At 45.1% G+C, this 25041-nt stretch carries 21 protein-coding genes and 1 pseudogene; 15 read left to right on the forward strand and 7 right to left on the reverse strand.

What is annotated here, in order from left to right:
• Window positions 1-85: 85 nt before the first annotated feature.
• From NLX78_RS13350 to NLX78_RS13370, 5 genes and pseudogenes are all read right to left on the reverse strand, one after another.
• Window positions 86-639: pseudogene (locus NLX78_RS13350) on the reverse strand (sensor histidine kinase); the annotation flags it as partial.
• A 313-nt stretch (window positions 640-952) separates the two neighbouring features.
• Complete coding sequence (locus NLX78_RS13355) at window positions 953-3511, reverse strand: ABC transporter permease (RefSeq protein WP_254329497.1); 2559 nt, start codon at window positions 3509-3511, stop codon at window positions 953-955.
• Window positions 3508-4185 carry an ABC transporter ATP-binding protein gene (locus NLX78_RS13360; RefSeq protein ID WP_254350659.1) on the reverse strand — a complete coding sequence of 226 codons (678 nt, stop codon included), beginning with the start codon at window positions 4183-4185 and terminating at the stop codon, window positions 3508-3510. Before NLX78_RS13360 ends, NLX78_RS13355 begins: the two co-directional genes overlap by 4 nt.
• 108 nt (window positions 4186-4293) lie before the next feature.
• Window positions 4294-5211 carry a sensor histidine kinase gene (locus tag NLX78_RS13365; protein ID WP_254350660.1) on the reverse strand — a complete coding sequence of 306 codons (918 nt, stop codon included), beginning with the start codon at window positions 5209-5211 and terminating at the stop codon, window positions 4294-4296.
• Window positions 5208-5885 (reverse strand): response regulator transcription factor, encoded by a 678-nt coding sequence (locus NLX78_RS13370; protein ID WP_254350713.1) that lies wholly within the window; start codon window positions 5883-5885, stop codon window positions 5208-5210. Before NLX78_RS13370 ends, NLX78_RS13365 begins: the two co-directional genes overlap by 4 nt.
• A 325-nt stretch (window positions 5886-6210) precedes the next feature.
• On the opposite strand from NLX78_RS13370, the gene NLX78_RS13375 reads away from it, so the two are divergent.
• From NLX78_RS13375 to NLX78_RS13405, 7 genes are all read left to right on the forward strand, one after another.
• A complete protein-coding gene (locus NLX78_RS13375) occupies window positions 6211-7164 on the forward strand; it encodes an ABC transporter permease (protein WP_129550005.1) in 954 nt (317 codons plus the stop codon).
• Window positions 7154-8104, forward strand: coding sequence for an iron chelate uptake ABC transporter family permease subunit (locus NLX78_RS13380; RefSeq protein WP_254350661.1), 951 nt, complete (start codon window positions 7154-7156; stop codon window positions 8102-8104). The genes NLX78_RS13375 and NLX78_RS13380 overlap by 11 nt, the downstream gene beginning before the upstream one ends.
• A complete protein-coding gene (locus tag NLX78_RS13385) occupies window positions 8098-8856 on the forward strand; it encodes an iron ABC transporter ATP-binding protein (protein ID WP_254350662.1) in 759 nt (252 codons plus the stop codon). Before NLX78_RS13380 ends, NLX78_RS13385 begins: the two co-directional genes overlap by 7 nt.
• 12 nt (window positions 8857-8868) lie before the next feature.
• Window positions 8869-9849 (forward strand): siderophore ABC transporter substrate-binding protein, encoded by a 981-nt coding sequence (locus NLX78_RS13390; RefSeq protein ID WP_250266706.1) that lies wholly within the window; start codon window positions 8869-8871, stop codon window positions 9847-9849.
• A 33-nt stretch (window positions 9850-9882) separates the two neighbouring features.
• Window positions 9883-10626, forward strand: a complete 744-nt coding sequence (locus NLX78_RS13395; RefSeq protein WP_254350663.1) for an alpha/beta hydrolase — start codon at window positions 9883-9885, stop codon at window positions 10624-10626.
• A gap of 157 nt (window positions 10627-10783) precedes the next feature.
• Window positions 10784-11695 (forward strand): aldo/keto reductase, encoded by a 912-nt coding sequence (locus tag NLX78_RS13400; RefSeq protein WP_254350664.1) that lies wholly within the window; start codon window positions 10784-10786, stop codon window positions 11693-11695.
• 210 nt (window positions 11696-11905) lie between these two features.
• Window positions 11906-12232, forward strand: coding sequence for a thioredoxin family protein (locus tag NLX78_RS13405; protein WP_025721930.1), 327 nt, complete (start codon window positions 11906-11908; stop codon window positions 12230-12232).
• Window positions 12233-12366: 134 nt separating this feature from the next.
• Here the strand turns inward: NLX78_RS13405 and bacA are convergent, their stop codons facing one another.
• Window positions 12367-13164 carry an undecaprenyl-diphosphate phosphatase gene (gene bacA, locus NLX78_RS13410; protein WP_367988159.1) on the reverse strand — a complete coding sequence of 266 codons (798 nt, stop codon included), beginning with the start codon at window positions 13162-13164 and terminating at the stop codon, window positions 12367-12369.
• A 127-nt stretch (window positions 13165-13291) separates the two neighbouring features.
• Entirely contained in the window at window positions 13292-14662 is a 1371-nt protein-coding gene (locus NLX78_RS13415; RefSeq protein ID WP_254350665.1) for a hemolysin family protein, read from the reverse strand.
• 224 nt (window positions 14663-14886) lie between these two features.
• On the opposite strand from NLX78_RS13415, the gene NLX78_RS13420 reads away from it, so the two are divergent.
• The 8 genes from NLX78_RS13420 to NLX78_RS13455 all read left to right on the forward strand — a co-directional run bounded on the left by NLX78_RS13420 (window position 14887) and on the right by NLX78_RS13455 (window position 24713).
• Window positions 14887-15687, forward strand: a complete 801-nt coding sequence (locus tag NLX78_RS13420) for a DUF1836 domain-containing protein (protein WP_254350666.1) — start codon at window positions 14887-14889, stop codon at window positions 15685-15687.
• A gap of 205 nt (window positions 15688-15892) precedes the next feature.
• Entirely contained in the window at window positions 15893-16834 is a 942-nt protein-coding gene (locus NLX78_RS13425; protein ID WP_235309915.1) for a glycosyltransferase family 2 protein, read from the forward strand.
• Between the two features lie 39 nt (window positions 16835-16873).
• Window positions 16874-17827: a glycosyltransferase family 2 protein gene (locus tag NLX78_RS13430; protein ID WP_367988195.1), complete on the forward strand. Its 954-nt coding sequence runs from the start codon at window positions 16874-16876 to the stop codon at window positions 17825-17827.
• A gap of 72 nt (window positions 17828-17899) precedes the next feature.
• Window positions 17900-19279, forward strand: a complete 1380-nt coding sequence (locus NLX78_RS13435; RefSeq protein WP_254350668.1) for a lipopolysaccharide biosynthesis protein — start codon at window positions 17900-17902, stop codon at window positions 19277-19279.
• The gene (locus tag NLX78_RS13440; protein ID WP_367988162.1) at window positions 19254-20228 is read left to right on the forward strand and encodes a polysaccharide pyruvyl transferase family protein; all 975 of its coding nucleotides are present in this window, start codon (window positions 19254-19256) and stop codon (window positions 20226-20228) included. The genes NLX78_RS13435 and NLX78_RS13440 overlap by 26 nt, the downstream gene beginning before the upstream one ends.
• A gap of 299 nt (window positions 20229-20527) precedes the next feature.
• On the forward strand, window positions 20528-21109 hold the full coding sequence (gene def / locus NLX78_RS13445) for a peptide deformylase (protein WP_165179319.1): 582 nt from the start codon (window positions 20528-20530) through the stop codon (window positions 21107-21109).
• 162 nt (window positions 21110-21271) lie between these two features.
• On the forward strand, window positions 21272-23062 hold the full coding sequence (locus NLX78_RS13450; RefSeq protein WP_165179320.1) for a cache domain-containing sensor histidine kinase: 1791 nt from the start codon (window positions 21272-21274) through the stop codon (window positions 23060-23062).
• Window positions 23055-24713, forward strand: coding sequence for a response regulator transcription factor (locus NLX78_RS13455; protein ID WP_254350670.1), 1659 nt, complete (start codon window positions 23055-23057; stop codon window positions 24711-24713). Before NLX78_RS13450 ends, NLX78_RS13455 begins: the two co-directional genes overlap by 8 nt.
• Window positions 24714-25041 lie beyond the last annotated feature (328 nt).

Below are 25041 nucleotides of genomic sequence, written 5' to 3' on the forward strand. Positions count from 1 at the left end.
TGTCTGTATCGTAGTCATCTACAGTACAGACATTAACACACTGATCTTTCTACAATCTTTCTGAAATCTAACGGTATTGAAAGAATTAAGTATCCATAGAAAGAAAAATAGAGAAGGTAGAACCATGGCCGTAGCGTGATCGTACCTTGATGTACCCCCCCTCCGCAGCGATGATTTCTCTAGCTAAAAACAGTCCAATACCTACACCCTCCTGCGAGTTAACCGTGGGGGAGCGATAGAAGCGGGTAAAGATTTTACCTTGTTCCTCTTCTGCAATCCCTATGCCGTTGTCAGTGATATCAATTCGGCAAAACAATTCATATGCTATCACTTTTATAATTACGCTTCCGCCTGTCTCTGTATATTTTATGGCGTTATCCATAATGTTATAGACAGCTTCACTCGTCCACTTTAGGTCAAAATAAGCATGAATAACAGTGTCCTCCCTAACAACTGAAATCCCTTTGGCATCTGCCTTTGGCGTTATTTGCTCCAATGCAGCATCAAGAGCCTTTGAACAGATTCCTGCCTTAGCGATACCATGATAATCCCCGTTTCAAGCCGTGAAGTTTTCACTAATGCATGGATCAGAAAGTTAAGCTTTTCGGCCTGTGCAGATAGAGCTTTCACACAAAAGCTTGTACAAATACGTTGTTAGGTTCTTTAAGACCAAGAACAATCCCGTTACTCAAGGCGATATCATCCTCGACAATTAATATATAGTTCATTATTCTCCTCTTGTATTTTGGTTAACCAAGTCATTGAATCCCGAGCTTTAACAACCGCTCACAATAAAAATGTAAATGAGAGCCGGCCAATTCTCTATTTCTATTTTAAAGGATATTGCTCTTATTTGCTCATGGTTCAGGGAGCAGGTATTAAACCACTGTTGAATAACCAAGAAATGACCCAGCCAGAAGTTTTGACCAGGTCATTTTCTTTACAGGGGGATTTATTCTTCTGTTCGCAGTCGTTCTACGATAGTTTTCCTGTCGCTCAGAGAATAAATAGCGAGAGGAAGACATATCCCAAGAGCGAGCAGAACAGGCAGCACGAGGATCAGCGGCCAGATAATAAATTTATAACTCATAAACCATATTTGAGTACTCAAGGGTCTCGCAATCAGGACGGAAAATAGGCTTCCTAATAAGATGGAGCATATGCTGGTGCCGAGCACATAGTACATCCCCTCATAAACAAGCATTGTTTTTAATTGTTTGTTGGTCATGCCGATACTTTGTAGTATAGCAAATTCTTGATGGCGGGTCAGAATACTAGTTAGAAGCGCGTTTGCAAAATTAATAATGCCAATCACCCCAATAATAATACTGAGCGTACCGCCGATCATCAAAATTGTTTTTTGCATACCTGAAAGCTCGGCAATTGAGGTGAATTTGGATTTATAATGCATCGTGGGCTCCTTTATTTCGGTATAGTTCTTTAAGAAGCTCTCCATCGTTTTTTCTTTACTATCGGATACATTAAAGGCATAACTCATCACCACAGGCTTCTTCACAAGCGTTTTGTAGATATCCGCCGGGAGATAGAAGTCAGTATAACTAGCAACGGCTACACCAGAATTGGATGATTTTACGCCAACATGACCAAGCACTGTGAATTCATGGCTAGTATACTCCTGGGCATTTGCTGTGTCCATATAGTTATGAAGAGTAACCTTTTCACCTACTTTGTATACGGATAGTTCCATTTCAGGATGATCGTAATTGTCTAACCTGATTCCTTCCAAAATATACTTTCCTGAAGCTAGCTTGCCATAATCAAGCTCACCATCAATTAATTGTAGTCGGTGAAGGGGGAGATCTTCAAGCCCATACACTGGTGCAGATAAGTTGCCGCGAGCGTCAGGAGTGACGATTTCCCCGTACAGCTTCTTCCCCTCTTTGTTCTCTTTATACTCGACAGTGAATAAATTGCCGCCACTGTACAATCGTCCACCTTCTTCAAAACCGGGTTGTGCCTGGACGGCCTGAATATAGCTTTCTGTCGTTGCATTGTCAGGGCCCGTGAAATGTTCTTGAAAATAATCAGCATGTGCAATCAGAAAGTCAGTGTCATGACTTTTAGACACATACTTATTCATATCCAGACTTTGGGATAATGTAAAAGTAGTATTCAGTAGCACTAGACCTAGAGAAAGGCTAAGCAGCACCAAAATAGTCCGCTTCTTATTGCGGCCTAAGTTGGTTCGAGCCATCAGCGGCATTTTAGCACCGTTAGTAGATTTTTTTAGTTTTTTCTTATCCTTTTTGGTAGTTCCGTCTACGTATCTTACTGCCTCGATCGGAGACACAGTCGCCGCAATTCTACTAGGCTTATATGCACTGATCATAACTGTCATGACTGCAAACAAAGCGGAGCCGATAAAAATCCATGGGCTGGGGGATATAGTTACCTCAGCATTTGCGTGCATAGAAGTGTTCATAAGCAGCAGAGGGATAAGCGATCTGCCGACTAAAAAACCTGCGAGCAAGCCGATAGGAACCCCGATCAAGGAAAGAAATAATGCCTGTCTGCGGATAATTCTGCTGATTTGCCTGCTGGTTGTGCCAATGGTTTTTAGAAGACCGTAGAAACGAATATCACGCATCACCGAGATTTGGAAAATATTATAGATGATCAAGTAGCCAGTAAGCATGATCAGTAACAGACCAGTGGCTAGGGGGAAGACGGCTTCAGGGTTCGAACTGAAAGTGTTGGAAAGATACGCCCAGTTCACAGAACTTGCAATGTAGTTCGGTGCATTTTTGTCAAGGGAATAACCGCTTTCTGTAATCACTTTATTAAGATTTTCCCGCATATTCGAGCTGTTACCGAACATGATAGTTGCATTGATGGTTCCGGTCATATCATGATCCTGCTTATATGTGTAGCGTAATTCTTCGGCATGTGCATCCACATAAGCTTTAGAAGCATAAATTTGACCTCTGTCTATCATGGCGGCGGGGTCACTCTTCCACCAGCCGGAGAGGATAAATTCACGCTGTACCATTTTGCCGTGAACCTCAAGCTTCAAGGACAATGTGGCGCCCTCTTTCAGGGGAGTACCCAGTAACTGTAGGGTCTTCGAGTCCGCGATAACCTCATTTTCCGCCACTGGCTTGTGGCCTTTTTCTAGCTCAATCAATCCTAGCTTCAGCCCTACATCGTCATGATACCAGAACTCCGCATGGCGCTTTAAAAATTGCTCGTTCGTCACCTTTTCACTTAACACGCGGCTATACGCTATCTCTTTAATAAGAGGGTGGTCTTTGATGTGATTAAATTCCTCATCGTTGATATATTTGAGATAACCCTGCCCTGCCCCACCAGCCTGTCGCATCGTTGCCTGTTGGAAGCTATCCATCGTGCCAAGCCCCATAGTAAATAGAGATGTAAATAACAAAGTGGTTAAGGAAATAGCGATAATCGCAATAATATTGCGGATTTTATTGGCTTTAAAACTTTTATCTGATAAATTACGAACCGCCTTACTGTTTTTTATTTTGATCATCGGGTCGCACCACCTACTAATTTACCGTCCTCAATGCGGATGATGCGGTCTGCCATTTGCGCAATTTCCTCGTTATGAGTAATCATTACCATCGTTTGGCGAAACTGCTGGCTGGATACTTTGATCAGTCCCATCACATCCAGACTCGTTTTACTGTCCAGATTTCCGGTGGGTTCATCTGCCAAGATAATGGCGGGCTTGGCTGCCAGTGCTCTGGCAATAGCTACACGTTGCTGTTGTCCACCGGAAAGATTGTTTGGCAGATTATTCATTTTGTGGTCAAGGCCCAAGGTATGTACTATTTTATCTATGTGGGCTTTGTCTGGTTCTTTACCGTCCAGTTCAATAGGAAGCACAATATTTTCGTAGACATTCAAGACAGGTACCAGGTTGTAATTTTGAAAAACAAAGCCAATCTTTCGTCTGCGAAAAATAGTCAATTCTTCGTCTTTTAATGTAGAAATATCTTTGCCGTCAATCGTAACGTTTCCACTTGTCGGACGATCAAGTCCACCCAGCATATGGAGAAGGGTAGATTTGCCGCTCCCGGACGTACCAACAATAGCGACAAATTCACCGCTTTCCACCTCCAGATTCACACCGTCTAAGGCATGAACAGCAGTATCTCCATTACCATAATGCTTCTTTAGTGCTTGAGTTTTTAATAGAGCCATATACGTTCTCCTCCACAAAAAAATGTCTGGATCGTAGTCATCTACAGTACAGACATTAACACACTGATCTTTCTACAATCTTTCTGAAATCTAACGGTATTGAAAGAATTAAGTATCCATAGAAAGAAAAATAGAGAAGGTAGAACCACGGCCGTAGCGTGACCATACCTTGATATAGCCCCCCTCCGCAGCGATGATTTCTCTAGCTAAAAACAACCCAATCCCGACCCCCTCCTGCGTGTAAACGGTGGGGGAGCGATAGAAGCGGGTAAAGATCTTCCCTTGTTCTTCTTCTGCAATGCCTATGCCGCTATCGGTAATATCAATTCGGCAAAACAAATCGTATGCCATTACTTTTATATTCATGCTTCCGCCTGTCTCTGTATATTTTATAGCGTTATCCATAATGTTATAGACAGCTTCACTCGTCCACTTCAGGTCAAAATAAGCATGGGTAAATGTGTCCTCCATAACAACAGAAATCCCTTTGGCGTCTGCTTTTGGCATCATTTGCTCCAGTGCAGCATCAAGGAGCTTTTGAACAGATTCTCGCCTTGGCGATACCGTGATAATCCCCGTTTCAAGCCGCGATGTTTTCAACAATGCCTGGATCAGAAAGTTAAGCTTTTCGGCCTGTGCAGATAGAGCTTTCACACAAGTGGAGGTATCCTGTGATAGTTCGTATTCGCTAAGTAGTTGGGAATAAAGCAGGATGTTGGCCAATGGTGTTTTCGTTTGGTGTGAAATATCGGAAATCAGCTCATTTATTTTATTCTTTTCAGCAAGCAGATTTTTGGAGGACACGGAACAAATGGAAAGAAATTTCGCAAATTTAGCTTCTATTGAAGAAAGAACGGATTCATCAAAGACATCCTCTGAGAAGCTGCCATTTATCGCGGCATCCAGCATGTTCTCAATGGTTTTCATTGTTTTTTGGATGCTCCTGCGATACAGCATAATAGCACACACAGCGGTGCATACAGCAACAACGGCAATTCCAATACATATATATAGGAGTGTTGTCATTTCAACGCCCATGTGTAGCCCAGCCCATAAACCGTTTTAATATATTGTGGGGAGGAAGGATGATCCTCGAGCTTGTCACGTAGCCTTTTTATCGTAACTGACAAGGCATTTTCACCTACATATTCAGCCCCGTCAGTCCAGATGCTGTCTATCAAATGATCACGCGAAACGGTATTTCCTCGATTGTTGATTAGGATGCGCAACAATTTTTGCTCCGTTTTACTTAGTTCAATCGGTGTACCATTCTTAATAAATTCCATTCTCTCGAATGAAAAAGAAAAATTGTCTAGCTGAGTGGAGTCTGCAAGCGAGTATCTGGATTTCTTTAGCTGAACGCCAACTCTTGCTCTCAGTACCATAAGACTGAAGGGTTTGGTGATATAGTCGTCAGCACCCAGCTCAAAACCAGTGACGACATCTGTTTCCATATCATTCGCAGTCAGAACGATGACGGGTATAGTTGTTTTTTTCCGTATATCTGTTAAAAAATCAAGCCCGTTTCCATCCGGCAAATTTACATCAAGAATCATTAGGTCAAAGGCAGTGACGTTCAATTGTTCTTTTGCAGTAGCTATGTCATACGTTTGTGTAAATACGTTGTTAGGTTCTTTAAGAGCAAGAACAATACCGTTACTCAAGGCGATATCGTCCTCGACGATTAGTATGTGATTCATCATTTTCCTCCTGTTTTTTTGATTCATCAAGTTAATGAATCCCGAATTCCAAGAACTGCTTACAGTAAAAATAGAAAAAGAGGGCCCCAAAATCTTCCGCCTCTATTTTACAGGATATTGCTCTTATTTGCTCATTTGCTCTTTAGACTATTCAGGTTTTGCTAACACTTTTTTGACATGGTTTATTCATTGCAAAAAATTTGACAGATACAATATCACTGATATAATTTATGCTAGTTGATTTTTGATAATGATTATCATTATTGGAGGGGAGGACAGGGCCGAAGCTTGGTACAAGTTATTGGACAGGCTCCCTTAGTTAGAGATGAAATTACGTTATTTAATACTGGCTTTTCTGGTACTGGCCTTCGCCTCGGTTTTTATTGGTGTTCATGATGTAACTCCACTTGATTTGTTCCACTTAACCAACGATCAGGCGCAGGTACTCCTGATTAGCAGATTCCCACGATTGATCAGTATCATTATCGCAGGGGCGAGTATGAGTATCTGTGGATTGATCATGCAGCAGCTTACCCGGAACCGATTTGTATCGCCCACCACCGCAGGGACGATGGATGCGGCACGATTGGGTGTGCTGATGGCTATTATGGTGTTTGGAGCGGCAGGATTTTGGACGAAGATGCTGACGGCTTTTGGATTTGCTCTAGGGGGAACACTGATTTTCATGAAAATACTGGATAAAATCCGTTTCAAGGACCCGGTATTTATCCCGCTTGTCGGTTTGATGTTTGGAGGCATTTTAAATTCGGTAACGACCTTTTTTGCTTACAAATACAATCTGATCCAGGGCATTTCTTCGTGGATGCAGGGGGATTTTTCTCTAATCATGAGTGGTCGCTACGAGATGCTATATCTTAGTGTTCCTTTGGTTGCGTTGGCGTACATATATGCGAATCGTTTTACAATTGCAGGCATGGGTGAGGATTTTGCGGCCAACTTGGGTGTACATTACAAGCGCACCGTCAATGTCGGTTTGGTGATTGTGGCTTTGGTATCCTCTGTTGTCATCTTAACGGTTGGGACGATTCCCTTTTTGGGGCTGGTTGTACCCAATCTGGTCAGCATGTATATGGGGGATAATCTGAAAAAAAGCCTGGCCCATACAGCGATCTTGGGCGCGGTCTTTGTGCTGTTTTGCGATATTTTGGGACGGGTGATCATTTATCCGTATGAAATTTCTGTAGGGCTTACGGTTGGTGTGATCGGGAGCGCGTTGTTCTTGTATTTGCTGCTGAGGAGAAGGGCTTATGAATCCTAAATTAAAAATCGGAATATTAGCCGCTGCCGCGCTTGTGTTGATTGCTGCTTTCGTGTTTATAGATCTTCCGCATACCTGGCATTACGCGCTGCCACGACGATTGAAAAAGATTGCAGCCTTCATTCTGACAGGTGGCTCCATTGCTTTTGCAACCGTTATTTTCCAGACGGTTACGAATAATAAAATTTTGACTCCAGGTATTATCGGGCTGGATTCACTGTATATGCTGATTCAGACGACGATTATTTTTGCATTTGGTTCCGTCCCTTTCATTTCGACCAGCAAAGAATTGAACTTTTTGATATCGGTGGGGCTGATGGTGCTGTTCGCAGGACTGCTATACAAATTAATTTTCCGCAAAGATGGACGCGGGATTTATGTACTTTTGCTGATTGGTTTGGTGTTCGGCACGCTGTTTAACAGTTTATCTACCTTTATGGAGGTACTGATTGATCCGAACGAATTTGCGAAAATCCAGGACAAGAGCTTTGCTAGCTTCAGTAACGTAAATACCGAGCTATTGTGGCTTTCTGTATTCATTCTTGTGCTCGTATTCGCTTATGCGTGGAGATTCATCAAGTATCTGGACGTGCTGTCGCTGGGACGGGAGCATGCGATTAACCTGGGTCTTCCTTATGGTTTTATCATTAAAAGGCTGCTGGTAATTGTAGCGATTCTCATTTCCATTTCTACAGCGCTTGTCGGGCCGATTACATTTCTCGGATTAATTGTGGCCAATGTGGCTTATCAGGTGATGAAAACCTATCAGCACCGTTATATTATTCCGGCCTCCATCTGTGTTAGCGTCATTGCATTGGCAGGGTGCCAACTGCTGGCAGAAAGATTATTCGACTTATCGACAACGGTCAGCGTCATTATTAACTTTATCGGGGGGGTGTACTTCCTGTACCTTTTGCTGCGGGAGAATAAATCATGGTAGAAGTCAAAAACGTAACCAAACGCTACGGGAATAAAAATGTGGTGGATCAGGTATCCGTCACTGTACCTAAAGGAACCATTACCTCCTTTATTGGCCCTAATGGCGCTGGAAAAAGCACCTTATTGTCGATGATCAGTCGCCTGACTGACAGTGATGAGGGAGAAATCCTCATTGACGGGCAGGTCGTGAGCCTGACGAAAAGTGAGGAGCTAGCCCGCAAGATATCTATTTTAAAACAGACCAACGATGTCAATATTCGCTTAACCGTGAAGGAACTGGTTAGCTTCGGCCGTTTTCCGTATTCCAAGGGCAGATTGAACAGTGAGGATCGCAAAATGGTGGAGCAGTCTATGGCCTACATGGGACTGGAGGATATGAAAGATAAGCATATTGATTTGCTTAGTGGGGGACAGCGACAGCGGGCTTTTATTGCCATGATTCTGGCTCAGGACACAGAATACATCCTGTTGGATGAGCCGCTGAACAATCTGGATATGAAGCATTCGGTTCAGATTATGAAGACGCTGCGCGGTTTGGTGAATGATCTCGGCAAAACGATTCTGGTCGTGTTGCATGACATTAATTTTGCCTCCTGCTATTCAGACTATATTGTAGGGATGAAGGATGGCAGGTTGCTAAAACAAGGAACGGCTGACGAGATGATTGATAGTCAGGTATTAAAGGATTTGTACGATATGGATATTCCGATTCAACAGATCGGTGACCATAAAATTTGCGTTTATTTCACTTAGGGGGAATGTTAAATGAAGAAAAATATGATGTTTTTAACGTTAATGCTTGCATTGGTACTGATTGTGTCAGCCTGTGGCACAGCAGCTCCGGGAACACCGGAAGCGACTGGAAACGGCTCTTCTGCTGCAACAACGGAATCCAAAACCATCTCGGTCAAACACGCACTGGATGAAAACCCGGTCCAAGTCAAAGTTAATCCAAAAAATGTCGTTGTCTTTGATTTCGGTTCATTGGATACGCTGGATAAGCTGGGCGTTGACGTTGCGGCAGTAGCGCAGCAGGATCTTCCTACGTATCTGAGCAAATTTAAAGATTCCAAATATGCAAGTGCGGGCACGCTGTTTGAACCGGACTACGAGAAAATCAGTGACCTGTCTCCTGAGCTGATCATCATCGGTGGCAGACAAGCTGATGCATATAAAGAGTTGAGTAAAATTGCACCGACCATTTCGATGGCTGTAGACACCAAGGATTATATCAATTCCTTTAAGAAAAACGTTGAAACACTAGGTCAAATCTTCGACAAAGAGGATGCTGCCAAGCAGGAACTGGCTGCGATTGATAGCTCCATCAAGGCCGTACATGACAAGGCCGTAGCGAGCAAAGCTAAAGGACTGATCGTGCTGACGAATGAAGGAAGCCTGAGCGCATATGGCTCACAATCTCGCTTTGGTATCATTCATGATGCTTTTGGCGTAACTCCTGTAGATCCTGGCATTAAAGTATCCACGCATGGACAAAAGGTTTCTTTTGAATATGTACAGCAAAAAAATCCAGATTATATTTTTGTCGTTGACCGTGGGGCTGTGGTGGTCGAAGAAGGCAAGGAACAGGTTACAGGCAAACAAACCATGGAGAATGAACTGGTGAAGAAAACCAATGCGTTCAAAAACGGTCATATTGTATACCTTGATCCTAACTACTGGTACCTGTCAGGTAATGGTCTGGAATCCGTATCTGAAATGATCAAGGAAATGGATGCTGCACTGTAATGAATACATTCACATCATGGAGGACTGTGTAGGATGAAAGGTCATATAGATGAAATTCCATTAGATGGGTACCTTGTGCACGTCTATACACCTCCCGTCTCCATGAATCATAATGAGCTGTATCCTGTGCTATATGTGCAGGATGGCAGCTCTTTATTTCTAAGCGGGTTGGATGAGCTGGAAAGAGGTTTTTCTACGGGAGAGCTGCCCCGTGTGGTGCTGGTAGGTATTGAGCCCGTAAATCGACTGGATGATTACACGCCTTGGAAGGCAGCGGCTTTAGTAGAAGGAAGACCTGCTTTTGGCGGTGGCGGAGATGCCTATTTGGCGTTTGTGGTTACAAAAGTAATGCCGTACGTCGAGGCAAGATATCCAGTGCGCACTGGATCGCAGCATACGGGGATCATTGGCGCCTCATTGGGCGGATTAATTTCCATGTATGCCGTATTCAAGTATAAGGATGTATTCGGACGCATCGGTTCGATCTCGGGCTCGTATTGGTATCCCGGTATGATCGATTATATGCAATCTGCATCATGTGCAACTGTGATGGATGGGACACATCGCTTGTATATATCTGTCGGGACCCGTGAAGGTGAAGGGAAGACGAATGTACAAAAAGATATGGTTCCGCTGACTCTTCAGGCACACGAGGTGCTGCGGACACAGGGACTTGACGCAAAAGATGTGCTTCTTGAGCTGGATCAGGATGCGGTGCATCGTGTGGATTGTTTTCAGCGTCAATTTCCTAAGGCCGTCCAATGGCTGTTCGGATAGCATGAATGGAATACGAATCTCATACAACAACCTCAAAGGATTGGAGAGCGTGGAGTCTCTATGTCTTTGGGGTTGTTTTTTTTGTATATTTTTTTCGTATAATAGAGGAATATTAAAAATTTAAAGTTATACGTTGTTGGAAGTGAGGGGGGCATAAATGAAAAAAAACTGCCTGGGATCATCGGATTTGCTGGTAGGTGAGATTGGTTTGGGATGTATGTCGGTCGGTACGGAGGAGCAGCAAGGTGTTTACTTGATTCATGAAGCGCTAGACAGGGGCGTAAACCTGTTGGATACGGCGGATTTGTACCAGCACGGACGCAATGAAGAAATTGTGGGTGCAGCGATCCGTGGACGGCGGCAGGAGGTCATCTTAGCGACCAAGGTCGGCAATCGGCGTCTACCGGGGCAGGAGGGCTGGGGATGGGACCCATCCAAGAAATATATTCTGTCTGCTGTTAAAGAGAGCCTGCGCCGCCTTGGAACGGACTACATCGACCTGTATCAGCTGCACGGAGGGACGATTGACGATCCGATGGACGAAACCATAGAGGCTTTTGAGCAACTACAGCGGGAGGGCGTTATTCGTTACTATGGTATTTCCTCCATTCGCCCTCATGTCATCCGTGAATATGTCGAACGTTCGAATATCGTTAGTGTTATGAATCAGTATAGTTTACTGGATCGGCGTGCAGAGGAAGAGGTACTGTCTTTGCTTCAGGAGCGGGGAATTAGCGTGATTGCACGTGGGCCTGTGGCCAGTGGTGTATTGGCCGACGAAGGGGAAGGGAAGATAGCCAAGGGATATCTGGACTACAATGAAGCAGAGCTGTTGGATGTGCGTAAGCAATTAAAGGCATTTGCAGGGTCGGACCGTAGTATGGGTCAGACAGCGATTCGTTATAGTCTTTCACATCCGACTGTCGCTGCTGTGATCCCGGGTGCAAGCTCTTTGGGACAATTGGAACATAATATTTCTGCTGCGGATATTGCACCGCTAACTCAACAAGAGCGGCAGACGCTACAGCAAATCAGCCGAGCCAATCGTTATGATGCGCAATACCGCTGATAAGGGCAATGATGGTACAAAGGCGTGTTCATCTGTTGCTCCTAGCTATAAACGCTACATTTCAGTCTATAACCGAAGTACACGCTTGAACATGTACCTATCCCAGTTGCAATTTATAAAAGAATCATTACAATATAAGAATAAGCTTCGGTTTATTATTCATATGTGAATATGGAGACGTTATAAATACACTCTAGGAGGGACCATCGAATGGAACGCATCGAATCTCAGCAGCAATATCAGGATTTAATTAACGGTGACGGTCTGACCGTCGTGAAATTTGATACAACCTGGTGTCCGGATTGCAAGACACTGGATAAATTTATGGACGGCATTATTGAGGAAAACGCGGATAAGCGTTTCTTTGCGCTTGATGCAGAGAAATTTCAGCCGATTGCCGACGAAAATCAAGTGCGCGGCATTCCGAGTCTGCTCGTGTTCCGTAATGGCGAAAAAATTGCTCATTTGCACAGCAAATACGCTAAAACGCCAGCTCAAATTTCGGAATATTTGACTACGCTGGAATCCAAACAATAATCAGAACGCATGATAGGGATAGTTCAGTACGATCTATCCTTTCCGCAAAATAGTAAAAGGGATATCCAAGGCTGATCATTCAGACCCTATGGATATCCCTTTTTAGTTATTGGTTATGGGCACCAAACAATGGCTTATAAAATAATGAAAAAGAACACAGCCGCCAGCACGAAGCGGTAAATGGCGAACGTAGTCAGGCTCAAGCGTTTGAGCAGACCAAGGAATGTTTTGATCGCCAGCATCCCGACGATAAAGGCAGTAATAAAGCCGGCCGTGAACACTGGAAAATCACTCATAGACAGATGATCCATACTTTTGATCATATCAATACCCGATGCACCCAGCATGATCGGAACAGATACGAGGAATGTAAATTCCGCGGCTGCCGTATGACTTACACGTGCGAATAGGCCCCCAGACATGGTTGAGCCTGAACGGGAGAAGCCTGGCCACAGAGCTAGGACTTGGAACACACCGATGGTAAATGCTTGTTTGTACGTGATCTCATCCAGCGTATGTGATCTAATAGGCGGATGGAATTTTTCAGCTGCGATCATGAGCAGGCCCCCGATCACCAAACTGTATAAAACCGTTTCAGGACCAAACAGGTATTGCTTAATTACATCACGGAACAGTACGCCAATCAGGCCCGCAGGGATCATGGCTAAAATAATATGTAACAGGTTTAGACGTGGCTGACTCGAGATTTTGCGTCTGAAATCAAACAGACTCAGGAATCTGCGCCAGTATAATACGACGACCGCCAGCACAGCACCTAATTGCACGATAACCTCAAACGTTTTGACCGTATCATTCTCTGTGTTTAATCCTAGAAGATTAGCCGTGAGGATCATGTGACCCGTCGAAGAGACCGGCAAAAACTCTGTCAGTCCTTCAATAATTCCCATAATAATAGAAGATAAAATATCCACTTTACTAGCTCCTCCTTACACGCGTGCAGGGCAAACGACCTAAGTCGTTTGCCCTGGAAATATGTCATTTCAGTAGGAGTGAACACAAGTGTCACAAGTGCAAAGATAAACGCTCAGGTCACACGGTTCAATCCCGGGAAGAAGTGTCCGATTCTGCTTCCAATTCAGATGCGGGGGATGTGTGGTGTAAAATAATCTCCACCCGACGAATACGATTTTTACCCATTTCACGAATGATAAATTTCACATCATCTTCTATGAATTCCTTGCCCTGTCTAGGTTCCGGAACCCGGCTATACACCCACCCTCCGACAGTATCCACGTCTTCATTGTCCAATGTCAAGCCAGTCAGATCACTCAGATCGGAAAGCATCACTTTACCATCCATCAAATAACTGTTCTCCGTCAGTTTCTCGATTTCCTTCCGTTCATCCTTATCAAATTCGTCCCGAATTTCGCCAACAATCTCCTCCAAAATGTCCTCAATGGTAATGAGGCCGGAGGTTCCGCCGTATTCATCGACCAGGAGAGCAATATGAACTTGCTCCTTCTGCATACGTTTCAGCAGTGTGTTGACGGGGATAACTTCTGGAACGGTCAAGATCGGTTGAATCAGGCTGTCGAAAACAAGCTCGGGATTGCGATCATACTCAAGGAATAGCTGTTTGGTATTAATCATACCAATGATCTGATCCTTGCTATCTGTCGCCACCGGAAAACGGGTATACTGCTCTTCGTGAATAGTCAGCATGTTTTCTTGTAGCGAGCGATTCGTAAACAAGCATACCATATCTGTACGTGGCACCATAATTTCTTTGGCAACGGTCTCGTCAAAAGCAAAGATACGATTTACGTAGCCATATTCGGTGTTATTGATCTTACCACTTTCCACGCTTTCGGACAAAATGATCTGAATTTCTTCCTGAGAGTGCGCTTCTTCATGCTCACTAGCCGGCTGAAGACCAAACAGACGAACCAGACGATTGGCCGAGCCGTTAAGGAGCCAAATAAACGGATACATAATCCGGTTAAACCACACGATAACTGGAGAGGTTAACAGACTGACAGCTTCCGCCTTGCGGATCGCCAATGTTTTGGGAGCCAGTTCACCGATTACCACGTGCAGGTAAGTTACAATGACGAATGAAATAATAAAGGCCAGGATATGTGAAAAATCCCCATTGATGTTGAGCTGTTGAAAGAGAGGCTCCAGCAATTTGACTACGGTCGGTTCACCGAGCCAGCCGAGTCCCAACGCTGTAATCGTAATACCAAGCTGACAGGCGGACAGGTAGCCGTCTAGATTATTGACGACTTTTTGTAGCGCCAGTGCGTTTTTACGGTTCTCCACGACCAGCTGATCGACCCGGCTGGAACGGATTTTAATAATCGCAAACTCGGTAGCCACGAAGAAAGCACTAAATAAAATCAACACCGCAAACAAAAATAGACTGACACCTATACCCATATAATTTTCACTCATCCCTTTTTCGTTCAATTTTTTAAGGAACTCCATTTTAAGTTCACTTGAACTTATTTTAAGAACTTAAAAGAAAATATACAAGGTTCATATGGAATCGTAGCAGGTCACCTACCTCCAATTTACACGGAAAATAAGGCATAATAGAACCCGCACGGCTCATTGCTTCGCTTTACAAGCCTAGTTTGAGGGCGTATGATGAGTTCATATGAACTTGAAATGCAAGAAAGGGAGGAAAGCAGATGGAGTCTTTTACCCTTACTCGTCGTGATATGGCCCATTTGCTGCTGGCCATGGAAGGTCGCCGCGAATTGCAGCCTTTGGCCGTTCTGCAGGACGCCTGGAGGCGCACTCATAGCCATCTCGCCCGCTCCGGGAGCACGATGCCGACATTTTTATACACCGACGTGACACCTGTGCTAGATAAAATCATCAAGGGTAAGCATAGCGCAGCCTTTTCGCTGCAGGAGATTGTTTCCCTGGGTCAACTGGTCGAATACAGCCATGTCTCACTGGCCTCTATGCAAAATTGGGTCAAACGCGACTTCAAGGAATTTCTCGGCGCTCCGAAGATCGGCAAAAAATACTCGGTCAACCAGGCAGCTATATTGCTCATTGTAGAAGATTTAAAATCATGTCTTGATTTTGAATCCATTCGTCAGCTATTTCATATCCTGTTCCAACAACCCGAAGATGATACGGACGATCTGATTCAGCCGGTCGATTTGTACGCCGCCTATTCAACTTTGTTTGAGGAGCTGGATGCGAACGGAGATCAACTGCTTGATGTGGCAGTAGCAGGCTTTGCAAAAGACAACGGAATTTCCGTTACAGGACAGCAGCGTCAAGAAGGTGCGACAGAGGAGTTGCTGGTTCAGGCGGCTGATCAATACACCAGTCGTTTACAGCATTTGACCCCTAACCAGTGTGAAGCGGTGCGTAATACTTTGCTGGTGGCAGCAGTAGCGGTACAAAATAGTTATTTTTTGTCCATGGCACGTCGGTATGTGAATGCGACGTTGTTCCTGGACTTCCAAGGGTAAATCAGGATTGGCAGTAGAAGCCAATCCTATTTTTTTTGCTCTTTTTAGAGGATTGTCTACCCTTTTGGAGACTGAAAAAGTATACAAAAGAGGTATATACACTAAAACGCTGTCAAAGATACAATAAACATATATAATCCAGCAATTGGAAAAACTTTGAATATCTCTTCCAAAGCATCTGGATACACACACAGGAGGTAATGGCATGTCCGATGTCTCCATCATCATTTGTACCCGCAACCGGATCGAAGACCTGACACGCTGTATACAATCTATTGCAGTACAGCAGCAATTGGAGCATACGGCTGTAGAACTGCTAATTGTTGATGACGGCGATATTTCCGACCAACAGATCGAGCAGTACCGTCACATGGTATCCGGATTGCCTCAAAGCGTTTTGAAATATTATAAAAAAAGTCGTCCCGGCGTTTGGTTATCCCGCTATGAGGCCTTGTCCCTTGTGCGGTATGATATTGTGCTGTATTTTGACGATGATGCAGAACTGGACGATAAACTCTATATCCGGCGCTTGCTCGATACCTATGATCAGGATGAAACGATTGTGGGTGTTGGAGGGATTGCAAAGGGATTACATTCGAGCCGGGCAGGAAAGCTGCTGGGCGTTTTGACATTTCAGATGTCTCCATCCCTCGGCAAGCTCTCGCCTAGTAGTCTGGCAGGTTCTTTGCTGCGTTGGGGCGAAGCAACGGAGGTTTTCGATACAGAATTTTTCCATGGCTGCAATATGTCATTTCGGAGGGATGCGCTTCGGGACATGAAGCCGTATCCGTGGATGACCAGTTATGCCGTGGCTGACGATTTGTACATGTGCCAGTTGGCGAGCCGTTACGGCAAATTGGTTATCAATCCTGACTTAACCATCATTCATCATGAATCTCCAAGCTCGCGCGATAAGGCGGGCAAAGTAGCCAAGGCAACAGCGATTAACCACTATTATTTTCTTGCCTTGAAAAAGGCTGGAGTGATTCAGTATGGAGCCCTTTTATGGACCTTATCCTACTTGATGCTCAAAGAAACGCTGCGTCGCAATTTTAATGCCGCAGATGGATACAAGCAGGGGGTGTTGTTCATTCTGAACCCGCGCAAGCAAAAATATAACGAATATTTAGGCCCGGCGGTTCAGTAATCCGTTTTATACACATTGACAGGATAAAGGGGGAGTATGATGTTAAGCTTGTCCATTGCTCTGTGCACCCGAAATCGGGTTAATGATCTGACCCGATGCATCAATTCAATTGCCATTGGGGGAGCACCGGAGGCATGTGAAACCGAGCTATGGATTATTGACGACGGAGAACTGCCGAAGCATGTGCTGGAACGTTATGAGCGTCAGTTGGGCAGAGCGGGAATTACCTACCGATATCATCGTAAGGAGCAGCCGGGATTATGGTTATCTCGTGTAAAGACAGCTGAACTTGCGCAGGGTGACATCATTTTGTTCCTTGACGATGACGTTGAGCTGCCGAGCAACTATTTGAATGAGTTGATGCGTACCTATGAGGCTTACCCGCAGGCCGCTGGTGTCGGCGGTATTGCACAGGGAATGAGTAACAGCTTCATGGGAACGATTCGATGCTTGCTGTCATTCCAGCAGTCTTTGTCCAAAGGAAGGCTGTCCCTCAGCGGTCAGTCCGGCTCGATGTACAACTGGCACAAGGCCAAGAAGACGTTTAGAACCCAGTTTTTCCATGGCTGTAATATGTCATTTCGTCGTGAAGCGATTCGCGGTCTGGAGCCGGTATCTTGGTTGCAAAGCTATAGCGTAGGCGAGGATTTGTTACTTTCGCGCATCGCGATGAAAAGCGGCCCATTGTACATTAACCCGGCGCTTACGCTGCTTCATCACGAATCGCCGTCCTCACGCGACAATATGGAGCAGGTTACTTATATGCGGGTGATGAATCATATTCATCTCCTGCGTGAAGAGGGATCTGGGCCGATCGGTTATGCAGCACTATACTGGACGACGTTGTATCAGATTTTGAGAGAAAAGCCCAAGAAAAATCATACTGCCATTCAAGGCTATAGAAGAGCGCTGAAAGCGATCTTTTCAAGTCCGAAGGAGCCTGTTGGCGGGGGACAGTTGCCTGAACGTAATTCCAAAAAAACGGTAGGCTGATGGAGGTGCGTCATAAGACGCGATTGAGCATAGAGACGAGAGGCTTAATAAGGAACAGGAGTTGGACGTAACATGAGCACATGGACAGCAGCAAGGAAAGTATTCACGGGTGACAGTCTCGCTAAAACGATCATGCGCACGAGCTTTAACAATTTTTTTGTGCTAATCGTCACGACCCTGACTTCCATCCTGACCGCACGTATGCTCGGAGTAGAGGGGAAAGGAGAACTGGCGGCAGTTCTGTTCTGGCCTACACTGATCGGCAGTGTGTTGAGCTTCGGATTACCAACGTCGTTAATTTACAACATCAAGAAGAAAACAGGCACGACGGAAGAACTGCTGGCGTTGTCGCTCTGGATTCAGTTGCCTGCCAGCTTGTTGGCAGGGGCTGTGGCCTGGATATGCATGCCGCTGTGGCTGAATGGTTATGGTGCGGACATCATCCAACTGTCCCAGCTTTATTGTGCGGCAGCCATACCACTGGCAGTGCTTACAGCGCTGACGGCAGCATTGTCGCAAGGACTGGATCGGTTTAGCGTATATAATGGTCTGTTGTTTTACTACCCGTTACTGAATTTCATCGGTCTGGTGACACTGTGGCTGATGGGCCTGCTCAATGTGCAGCTGGCAGGAGCAGTGAATTTTGCCGCGAGTTTCCTTGCACTAGTGTGGGCGTTCCTCCGTTTGCGCAAGTATATGAATGTGCGTGCTTTCCGCCCATTTACCAGCCGCCAAGTGCTTCGTCCTTATTATAGCTATGGAGCGAGGGTTTACGGGATGGAGCTGATGGGGACGCTGTCCACACAAACGGACAAAATCGTTATTGTGGCGCTGCTATCACCCAAAGCGTTCGGCCTGTACTCTGTCGTCTACGCCTTGTCTCGTGTGTTCAATGTGGTGCAAAATGCCGTCACTAACGTTACCTTTCCAAAAGTGACGGGGATGGAGCATAGCAAGATTGTCGAAACGGTAGGACGTGCTTTTCGCATCTCTATGGCTGCGATGCTAATCGTCATTGTGCCTGCTCTCTTCATTGGACGATACATGCTGGGTTTGCTGTACGGCCCCGCTTTCCTGGAAGCATCGCTAACGTTCTATCTGCTGTCACTGGAATGTATCATTGGTGGCGGCTCATGGATTCTGGCTTCGGCCTTTAACGCGCTGGGACGTCCGGGACTGGTATTGTTCCGGCAAATTGTAGCCTATGCGATCACCGTCGGTCTATTTTTTATTTGTACACCGATCTTCGGTCTGGACGGCATTGCGATTGCTTTGCTTGTAGGCGCTTGTGTACGATTGGCGTTCTCACTGTTCTCATTCCCGATGTTTTTCAATGTTCCGCTATCACGGATCATTTTTGATAAAAGTGATATTACATTTGTCATTCAGACTATACAAAAGAAGCGCAGGAAGGGAGAACTGAAAGATGCCGAATTTGCATCCCATGGCTAAACTGAAAAATAAGCTGAGCGTCATTCTCGACGTAGTCCCCCAAGGTTCGAATATCATTTATGTCGATTATCCCGTCTATAATAACGGTGGGGATGTACTCATCATGAAAGGCACCGAAGCGTTCTTCAAGGATAATGGCATCCGTGTCCGTGCCCGTTATAGCGCTATGGATATTCCCGATCGGCTTCAAATTCCGGGTGACTGGATTATCGTGTGCCACGGCGGCGGCAACTTCGGCGATCTCTATTCAAATCACCAAAATTTGCGAGAACGCATCGTTCGCGATTTCCCTAACCACCGAATTGTGATTATGCCGCAGACGATCCACTTTCAATCTGAACAGAAGGCTAATGAAGTCGCTGCCTTGTTCAATGCTCATCCAGATCTACATATGTTTGTGCGGGATACACGCTCCTATCAGTGGGCTAAGGACAAGCTGAACCAGTGCAGTATCACACTATGTCCTGATATGGCACACCAGCTCTGGCCATTGAAGCCGACTACGGAAACCGTGAAGGATGTATTGTATTTCCTGCGCACAGATATTGAAACGGTGGGTGGACAAAAGAAGTTCGATGATGAGGCAGATGCCGCTCACCGTCTGGACTGGGATACTTTGTTCACTCCGCTGGAAGTGAAGGGAATTGTCTATTTCCAGAAGTTTTATCGACTGGATAAGAAAATTGGTGGCCCGTTGCCTACGCGAACATTCTGGTACAAGTACACAGACCATCTCATGAATAAGGCGGTTACGCTGTTCAGCTCTTACCGAGAGGTTCGCACTTCACGGCTGCACGGTCACATTCTGGCCTGTCTGCTTGATATGCCGCATGTTGTCATTGACAACTCCTACGGCAAGAACTTGCAATATTATAATACCTGGACACAGCCGAATCCAAAGGCGCAGCTGTTTAGTGAAGCTCCAAGTGCGTTGGAGCAGCCATCTTAATAGTAAGAAAAGATACGTAGATTAATTTCAAAGGTATGATAACGGCAAAAAATCTCCTGACCACTTCATTGGTTAAGGGGGTTTTTCGTTTAAGGATATATAGAGCATCAGTATAATTGTTAATTAGATAAACCATTAAGGCAATGAATATTTAATGGCTTAAATACCGCTTCATTTTGACAATTCATTTCATGAATAGATATAATTTATGGGATAAAACTTGTAGGAATATTGGGAACTCCCTAACTTTTGCAGAATAACATGAAAGTATATTTATTTAAATGAATCGAGGCTGACGAATGAGTAATCAATCGATGGACATGCTTCTCACGAAGGATATCGTGCGTGAAGGGGAACCGATTTTGCGCACAAAGGTTGAGCCGGTATGCCTGCCGCTGTCTGAAGAGGACCTGCAACAGATGCAATGGATGCTAGATTATCTGAAAAATAGCCAAAATGAAGAGCTGGCCACTCGCTATGATCTACGCCCGGGTGTGGGGCTATCCGCGAATCAGGTAGGTCTGAACAAAAGAATGTGCGCTATTTATTATGAAGATGGGGACAAAACGGTAGAGTATGCATTGTTTAATCCGAAGCTGGTCAGTCACTCCACGTCCATGATTTATTTGGAACAGGGAGAGGGGTGCTTGTCTGTAGATCGGTACGTAGCCGGATATGTACCGCGTTACGAAAAAATTCGTATTAAGGCCACTTTACCAGACGGAACACAGGAGCTATTGACTTTCAAAGGTTATGCAGCGGTTGTCGTGCAGCATGAAATGGACCATTTGGACGGCATTATGTTCTATGACCGTATCAACCCGGAAGATCCGCACAAGTTGCCGCAGGGAGTGCATATCGAACCTTTTGTACGTAAATAGTTTAGGAATTGTAAAGTGTGGTGACTCCGTTCGCCACATTTTTAAATTTTACAAAAATATAGATATAGAGGTTACGAAGCTTTAAACTGGAAACGTGTAGATTGTGATAGAGAATGTGAAAATACATAAAAATGTAAGCGCTTATCTTATGGGAGGGATGGCATGAATCGTGGAGTACGGCTTTTGATGAATAATATGCGTATGCGGAATAAGCTGCTGTTCTCCTACGTACTGATTGTCATGATCCCGGTGCTGGTGGTGGGCGGTTGCGTTACTTTTTATTTGCGAGAGCAGGCATTGAATAGTGCAATTGCCCAGACGGTAAACAATGTGGAAAAGATCAAGAGCCAGACGGCAAATTTACTGCGTGTTCCAACGGATATTTCAAATGGGCTCATGTTCGATAAAAGGCTGAGGGAGATGGCGAACCGACGGTATCCGGGTATGGTAGAGCTGATGAATGCGTATCATCAATACAAGGATTTTAATGAGTATACTCAGCAATATAGAGAAGTTGCTACCATCCGGTTCTATTCGTACAATCCGACGCTTGTCAATAATCTGGAGTTTATTCCAGTGGACTCTAACATTGAGCGGCAGCCGTGGTTTCAGATGGCTTTGAAGGGGACGGCGATTAACTGGTTTTACATTCAGGATAAGGAAGATAATCCGGTTAATCGCCTGAGCCTGGTACGGCAAATTCCATTTCCTGAATACAATACCAAGGGAGTTCTGATGATATCGCTGAGCCAGACCGAGTTGAATCATATGCTGAGCAAGGAGCCTTTTGAAACATTGATTACGGATCGTAACGGGATTGTGGTCGCAGCTACTCGTCCACAGTCGGTGGGCCAAACGTTGAGCGATTTACATTTGGGCTTTGACGTCCAACGTGCGGGTAAGGGAATATATGAAGCGAAAATCAACGGAGTGCCCTCCAACATCATCGTGGATGAGCTGCTGCCCGCCTCCAGTGTGAGCGGATTTACGATTATTTCAGTGTTTTCGACGGAGCATATTGTACAGGGAGCCAACCGAATCAGCCTGATTGGTGCTTTATGTGTTCTTGCAGTGCTGGTTATGGCACTGATTCTAATCACCATCATTTCCTGGCTGATTACCAAACGACTACAGCGGTTGAGCTATGAGCTGGGTAAGGTAGCCGCGGGCGATTTTCATGTGGTATCGAGTGTGGAGGGAAAGGACGAGATCGGGGATTTATCCCGCCGTTTCAACTATATGGTGAGTAGTATTCGCCAACTCATGGCGCAGGTCTATGAGACGAGTGAGCACAACAACAGGCTGGAATTGGCACAAAAGGATATCAAGCTAAAAATGATGGCCAGCCAAATTAATCCGCACTTTCTGTTTAATGCGTTAGAGTCCATTCGAATGAAAGCACATCTGAATGGGGAAGCGGAAATTGCAACGACGGTGCGTTTGCTTGGCAGGCTGATGCGCCGGAATCTGGAGATTGGCAGTGGTAAAACGACGGTACTACAGGAGCTGGATATGGTGCGATCCTATTTGCAAATTCAGCAGTTCAGATTTGGAAATCGTTTGATCTATGAAGTGAATTTGGAAGAAAGCGCGACGGACATGTCGATTCCTCCCTTAATCATACAACCGCTGGTGGAAAATGCAGTCATTCATGGCCTGGAAAATAAGGAAGAGCCAGTTACCGTGAAGGTAGATATTACAATAGAACAAAGAGAGTTGAAAATTAAAGTAGAAGATGACGGGATCGGCATGGAAGCTGGGCAACTGACCCGTCTGCTAGATCGGATCAGGGGGGCGGATGAGCCGGAAGGGAGCAGTATTGGCCTGCGTAATGTACATCAACGTCTGACATTGATGTACGGCGAACGTTATGGACTGCATATTGAAAGCGCATTACAAGTAGGAACAACCGTATACTTTTCCATACCAAGGGAGGAAGAGTCAAATGTATAAAGCAATGATTGTAGATGATGAGCCTGCGATTCGTGAAGGATTGTCCTCTATTATTGACTGGGGGAATTGTGGCTTCCGTATTGTCGATACGGCAGGGAACGGACGCGAGGCTCTGGATAAGTTCGGAGAGCATCGGCCGGAGTTGGTCATTGTAGATATTCGTATGCCCGGGATGAGTGGACTGGAGGTCATACGAAGCATACGTGAAAAGAACGGAGAGCCGTTTCATTTTCTCATATTAAGCGGATATGCAGACTTTGATTATGCACGGCAAGCCTTGGGCTTCGGGGTAGATGGCTATCTACTGAAGCCAGTTGATGAGGAAGAAATGACGACAGAGTTGAAACGGGTATGGCAAAACATTGAGGACGAGAAAGAAGACGGCAAATGGGGAAGTACGCCTTCCCATGAGCGTAATTGGATCGAAGCATTATTGTTTCCGGTTCATCGAGAGCATGCTCGTAAGGCCGTAGAAGGCAGCGATTCTCTGCACAAAGCATCCGAGCAAGCTGAACATCAAAGCGGTAACGGAAAATATGGACAACAGCCCGCGTTACCAGCCTTGGACTGGAGTAGCTATCAGGTTATTCTGCTGGATTTACGTATTCCTGACTGGGATCGACAAGCTCGGCAGTCGGCAGCAAAGCAGCGGCTAACGGAATTGTGTCATGAGCAGGGCAGAGGTATCGTGTTTGAGGCTGGAATATATATGGGTCTTTTGCTTCCCGCCACGTTAAAAACGGAGAAAGATGCTGTTCAGTTACTGGCTACTTGGCGACAGGAGCTAAAGCCGTGGGCAACGGAAATTTATGTGGCTGCCGGTGATCCTGTATCCATTCTTAACGACATTCCCAGATCTTTTGAGCAGGCACTACGATTGTTAGAACGTACGTTTTTGTTCCGGGCAGAAAGAGTCATGCTTTCCGGAGACCTATACGAATTGGAGACAGTTGAGACTGAAATGAGTGGAGCGTCTGATCGTGCTACAAATGATCCCCTACGTTATGCAGAAAAGCTGTACTATGCGCTAGATATGGCTAATAGTGAAGCTGCAACCCGTGTCATTAAGGAAATGGAAGACCAATTTCCATGGATTTATCGCACAGAATCTGCAATCAAGGCGGCGTTCGCCCAAACATTCACACTGGCGTTGAACAAGTATGCAGCCGGACAGGATCACAGCAGAACCATGCTGGAGGAGCACTCCAGCTTTATAACCGATGTATATGCTTATTCCACATTGGGCGAGCTGGTGGATCACTCGCTGGAGCATGTGTTGCAATGGATTGGCCAGACTGAATCTGGTGGCAAGGGCATCATCATGAAACAAATGATTGACTTTATACATAGTCATTATGATGAAAATTTGCGACTGGAGTTACTGGCAGATATGTTCAATTACAATAGTGGCTATTTGGGCAAACTGTTCAAAAGTCATACTGGCGAGGCCTTTAATGCCTACCTGGATAAGGTGAGGATTGAGCGAGCAAGGGAATTGCTTGCACAAGGAATTAAGGTACACCAGGTGGCGGAACGCGTGGGATATGCGAATGCAGATTATTTTCATAGTAAATTTAAAAAGTATGCTGGAATGTCACCTTCCTCCTACCGTAATCGGGTTCAAAAGAACGGAGGAACAGATGGCTGTTGATAGATTCCTAGGTTTAACGCTATGAAGTCTCTCTTGCAGATGTCGGAGGTATAACCTTCGAACGAAGAGAGGCTCTTTTTTTATGGTGAAAAAATGGATAGATCAATCGAAAATGTCACATTTATTATGGAGTTTAGGGCGTTTTCATCAAATCGCCACCATTATGACACAGCTTTGACACGATGTTCACATTTTCGATTCTATTTCATTTAAATTTATTCTATATAATGGGGATAAATCTGAAGCCGGATCATGACAACCATGGTGAAGATATGGAGTGAGTCATTTTCTAAAAAGTGACCGCTGCATATGTAAGAATGTGAATACT

The organism is Paenibacillus sp. Lou8.1 (assembly GCF_024213565.1).
GTDB lineage: Bacteria > Bacillota > Bacilli > Paenibacillales > Paenibacillaceae > Paenibacillus > Paenibacillus polymyxa_B.

Coding starts and splice junctions, on each gene's coding strand:
- NLX78_RS13355 (WP_254329497.1), bottom strand. CDS start 3,511: ATGATCAAAATAAAAAACAGTAAGGCGGTTCGTAATTTATCAGATAAA.
- NLX78_RS13360 (WP_254350659.1), bottom strand. CDS start 4,185: ATGGCTCTATTAAAAACTCAAGCACTAAAGAAGCATTATGGTAATGGA.
- NLX78_RS13365 (WP_254350660.1), bottom strand. CDS start 5,211: ATGACAACACTCCTATATATATGTATTGGAATTGCCGTTGTTGCTGTA.
- NLX78_RS13370 (WP_254350713.1), bottom strand. CDS start 5,885: ATGAATCACATACTAATCGTCGAGGACGATATCGCCTTGAGTAACGGT.
- NLX78_RS13375 (WP_129550005.1), top strand. CDS start 6,211: ATGAAATTACGTTATTTAATACTGGCTTTTCTGGTACTGGCCTTCGCC.
- NLX78_RS13380 (WP_254350661.1), top strand. CDS start 7,154: ATGAATCCTAAATTAAAAATCGGAATATTAGCCGCTGCCGCGCTTGTG.
- NLX78_RS13385 (WP_254350662.1), top strand. CDS start 8,098: ATGGTAGAAGTCAAAAACGTAACCAAACGCTACGGGAATAAAAATGTG.
- NLX78_RS13390 (WP_250266706.1), top strand. CDS start 8,869: ATGAAGAAAAATATGATGTTTTTAACGTTAATGCTTGCATTGGTACTG.
- NLX78_RS13395 (WP_254350663.1), top strand. CDS start 9,883: ATGAAAGGTCATATAGATGAAATTCCATTAGATGGGTACCTTGTGCAC.
- NLX78_RS13400 (WP_254350664.1), top strand. CDS start 10,784: ATGAAAAAAAACTGCCTGGGATCATCGGATTTGCTGGTAGGTGAGATT.
- NLX78_RS13405 (WP_025721930.1), top strand. CDS start 11,906: ATGGAACGCATCGAATCTCAGCAGCAATATCAGGATTTAATTAACGGT.
- NLX78_RS13420 (WP_254350666.1), top strand. CDS start 14,887: ATGGAGTCTTTTACCCTTACTCGTCGTGATATGGCCCATTTGCTGCTG.
- NLX78_RS13425 (WP_235309915.1), top strand. CDS start 15,893: ATGTCCGATGTCTCCATCATCATTTGTACCCGCAACCGGATCGAAGAC.
- NLX78_RS13430 (WP_367988195.1), top strand. CDS start 16,874: ATGTTAAGCTTGTCCATTGCTCTGTGCACCCGAAATCGGGTTAATGAT.
- NLX78_RS13435 (WP_254350668.1), top strand. CDS start 17,900: ATGAGCACATGGACAGCAGCAAGGAAAGTATTCACGGGTGACAGTCTC.
- NLX78_RS13440 (WP_367988162.1), top strand. CDS start 19,254: ATGCCGAATTTGCATCCCATGGCTAAACTGAAAAATAAGCTGAGCGTC.
- def (WP_165179319.1), top strand. CDS start 20,528: ATGAGTAATCAATCGATGGACATGCTTCTCACGAAGGATATCGTGCGT.
- NLX78_RS13450 (WP_165179320.1), top strand. CDS start 21,272: ATGAATCGTGGAGTACGGCTTTTGATGAATAATATGCGTATGCGGAAT.
- NLX78_RS13455 (WP_254350670.1), top strand. CDS start 23,055: ATGTATAAAGCAATGATTGTAGATGATGAGCCTGCGATTCGTGAAGGA.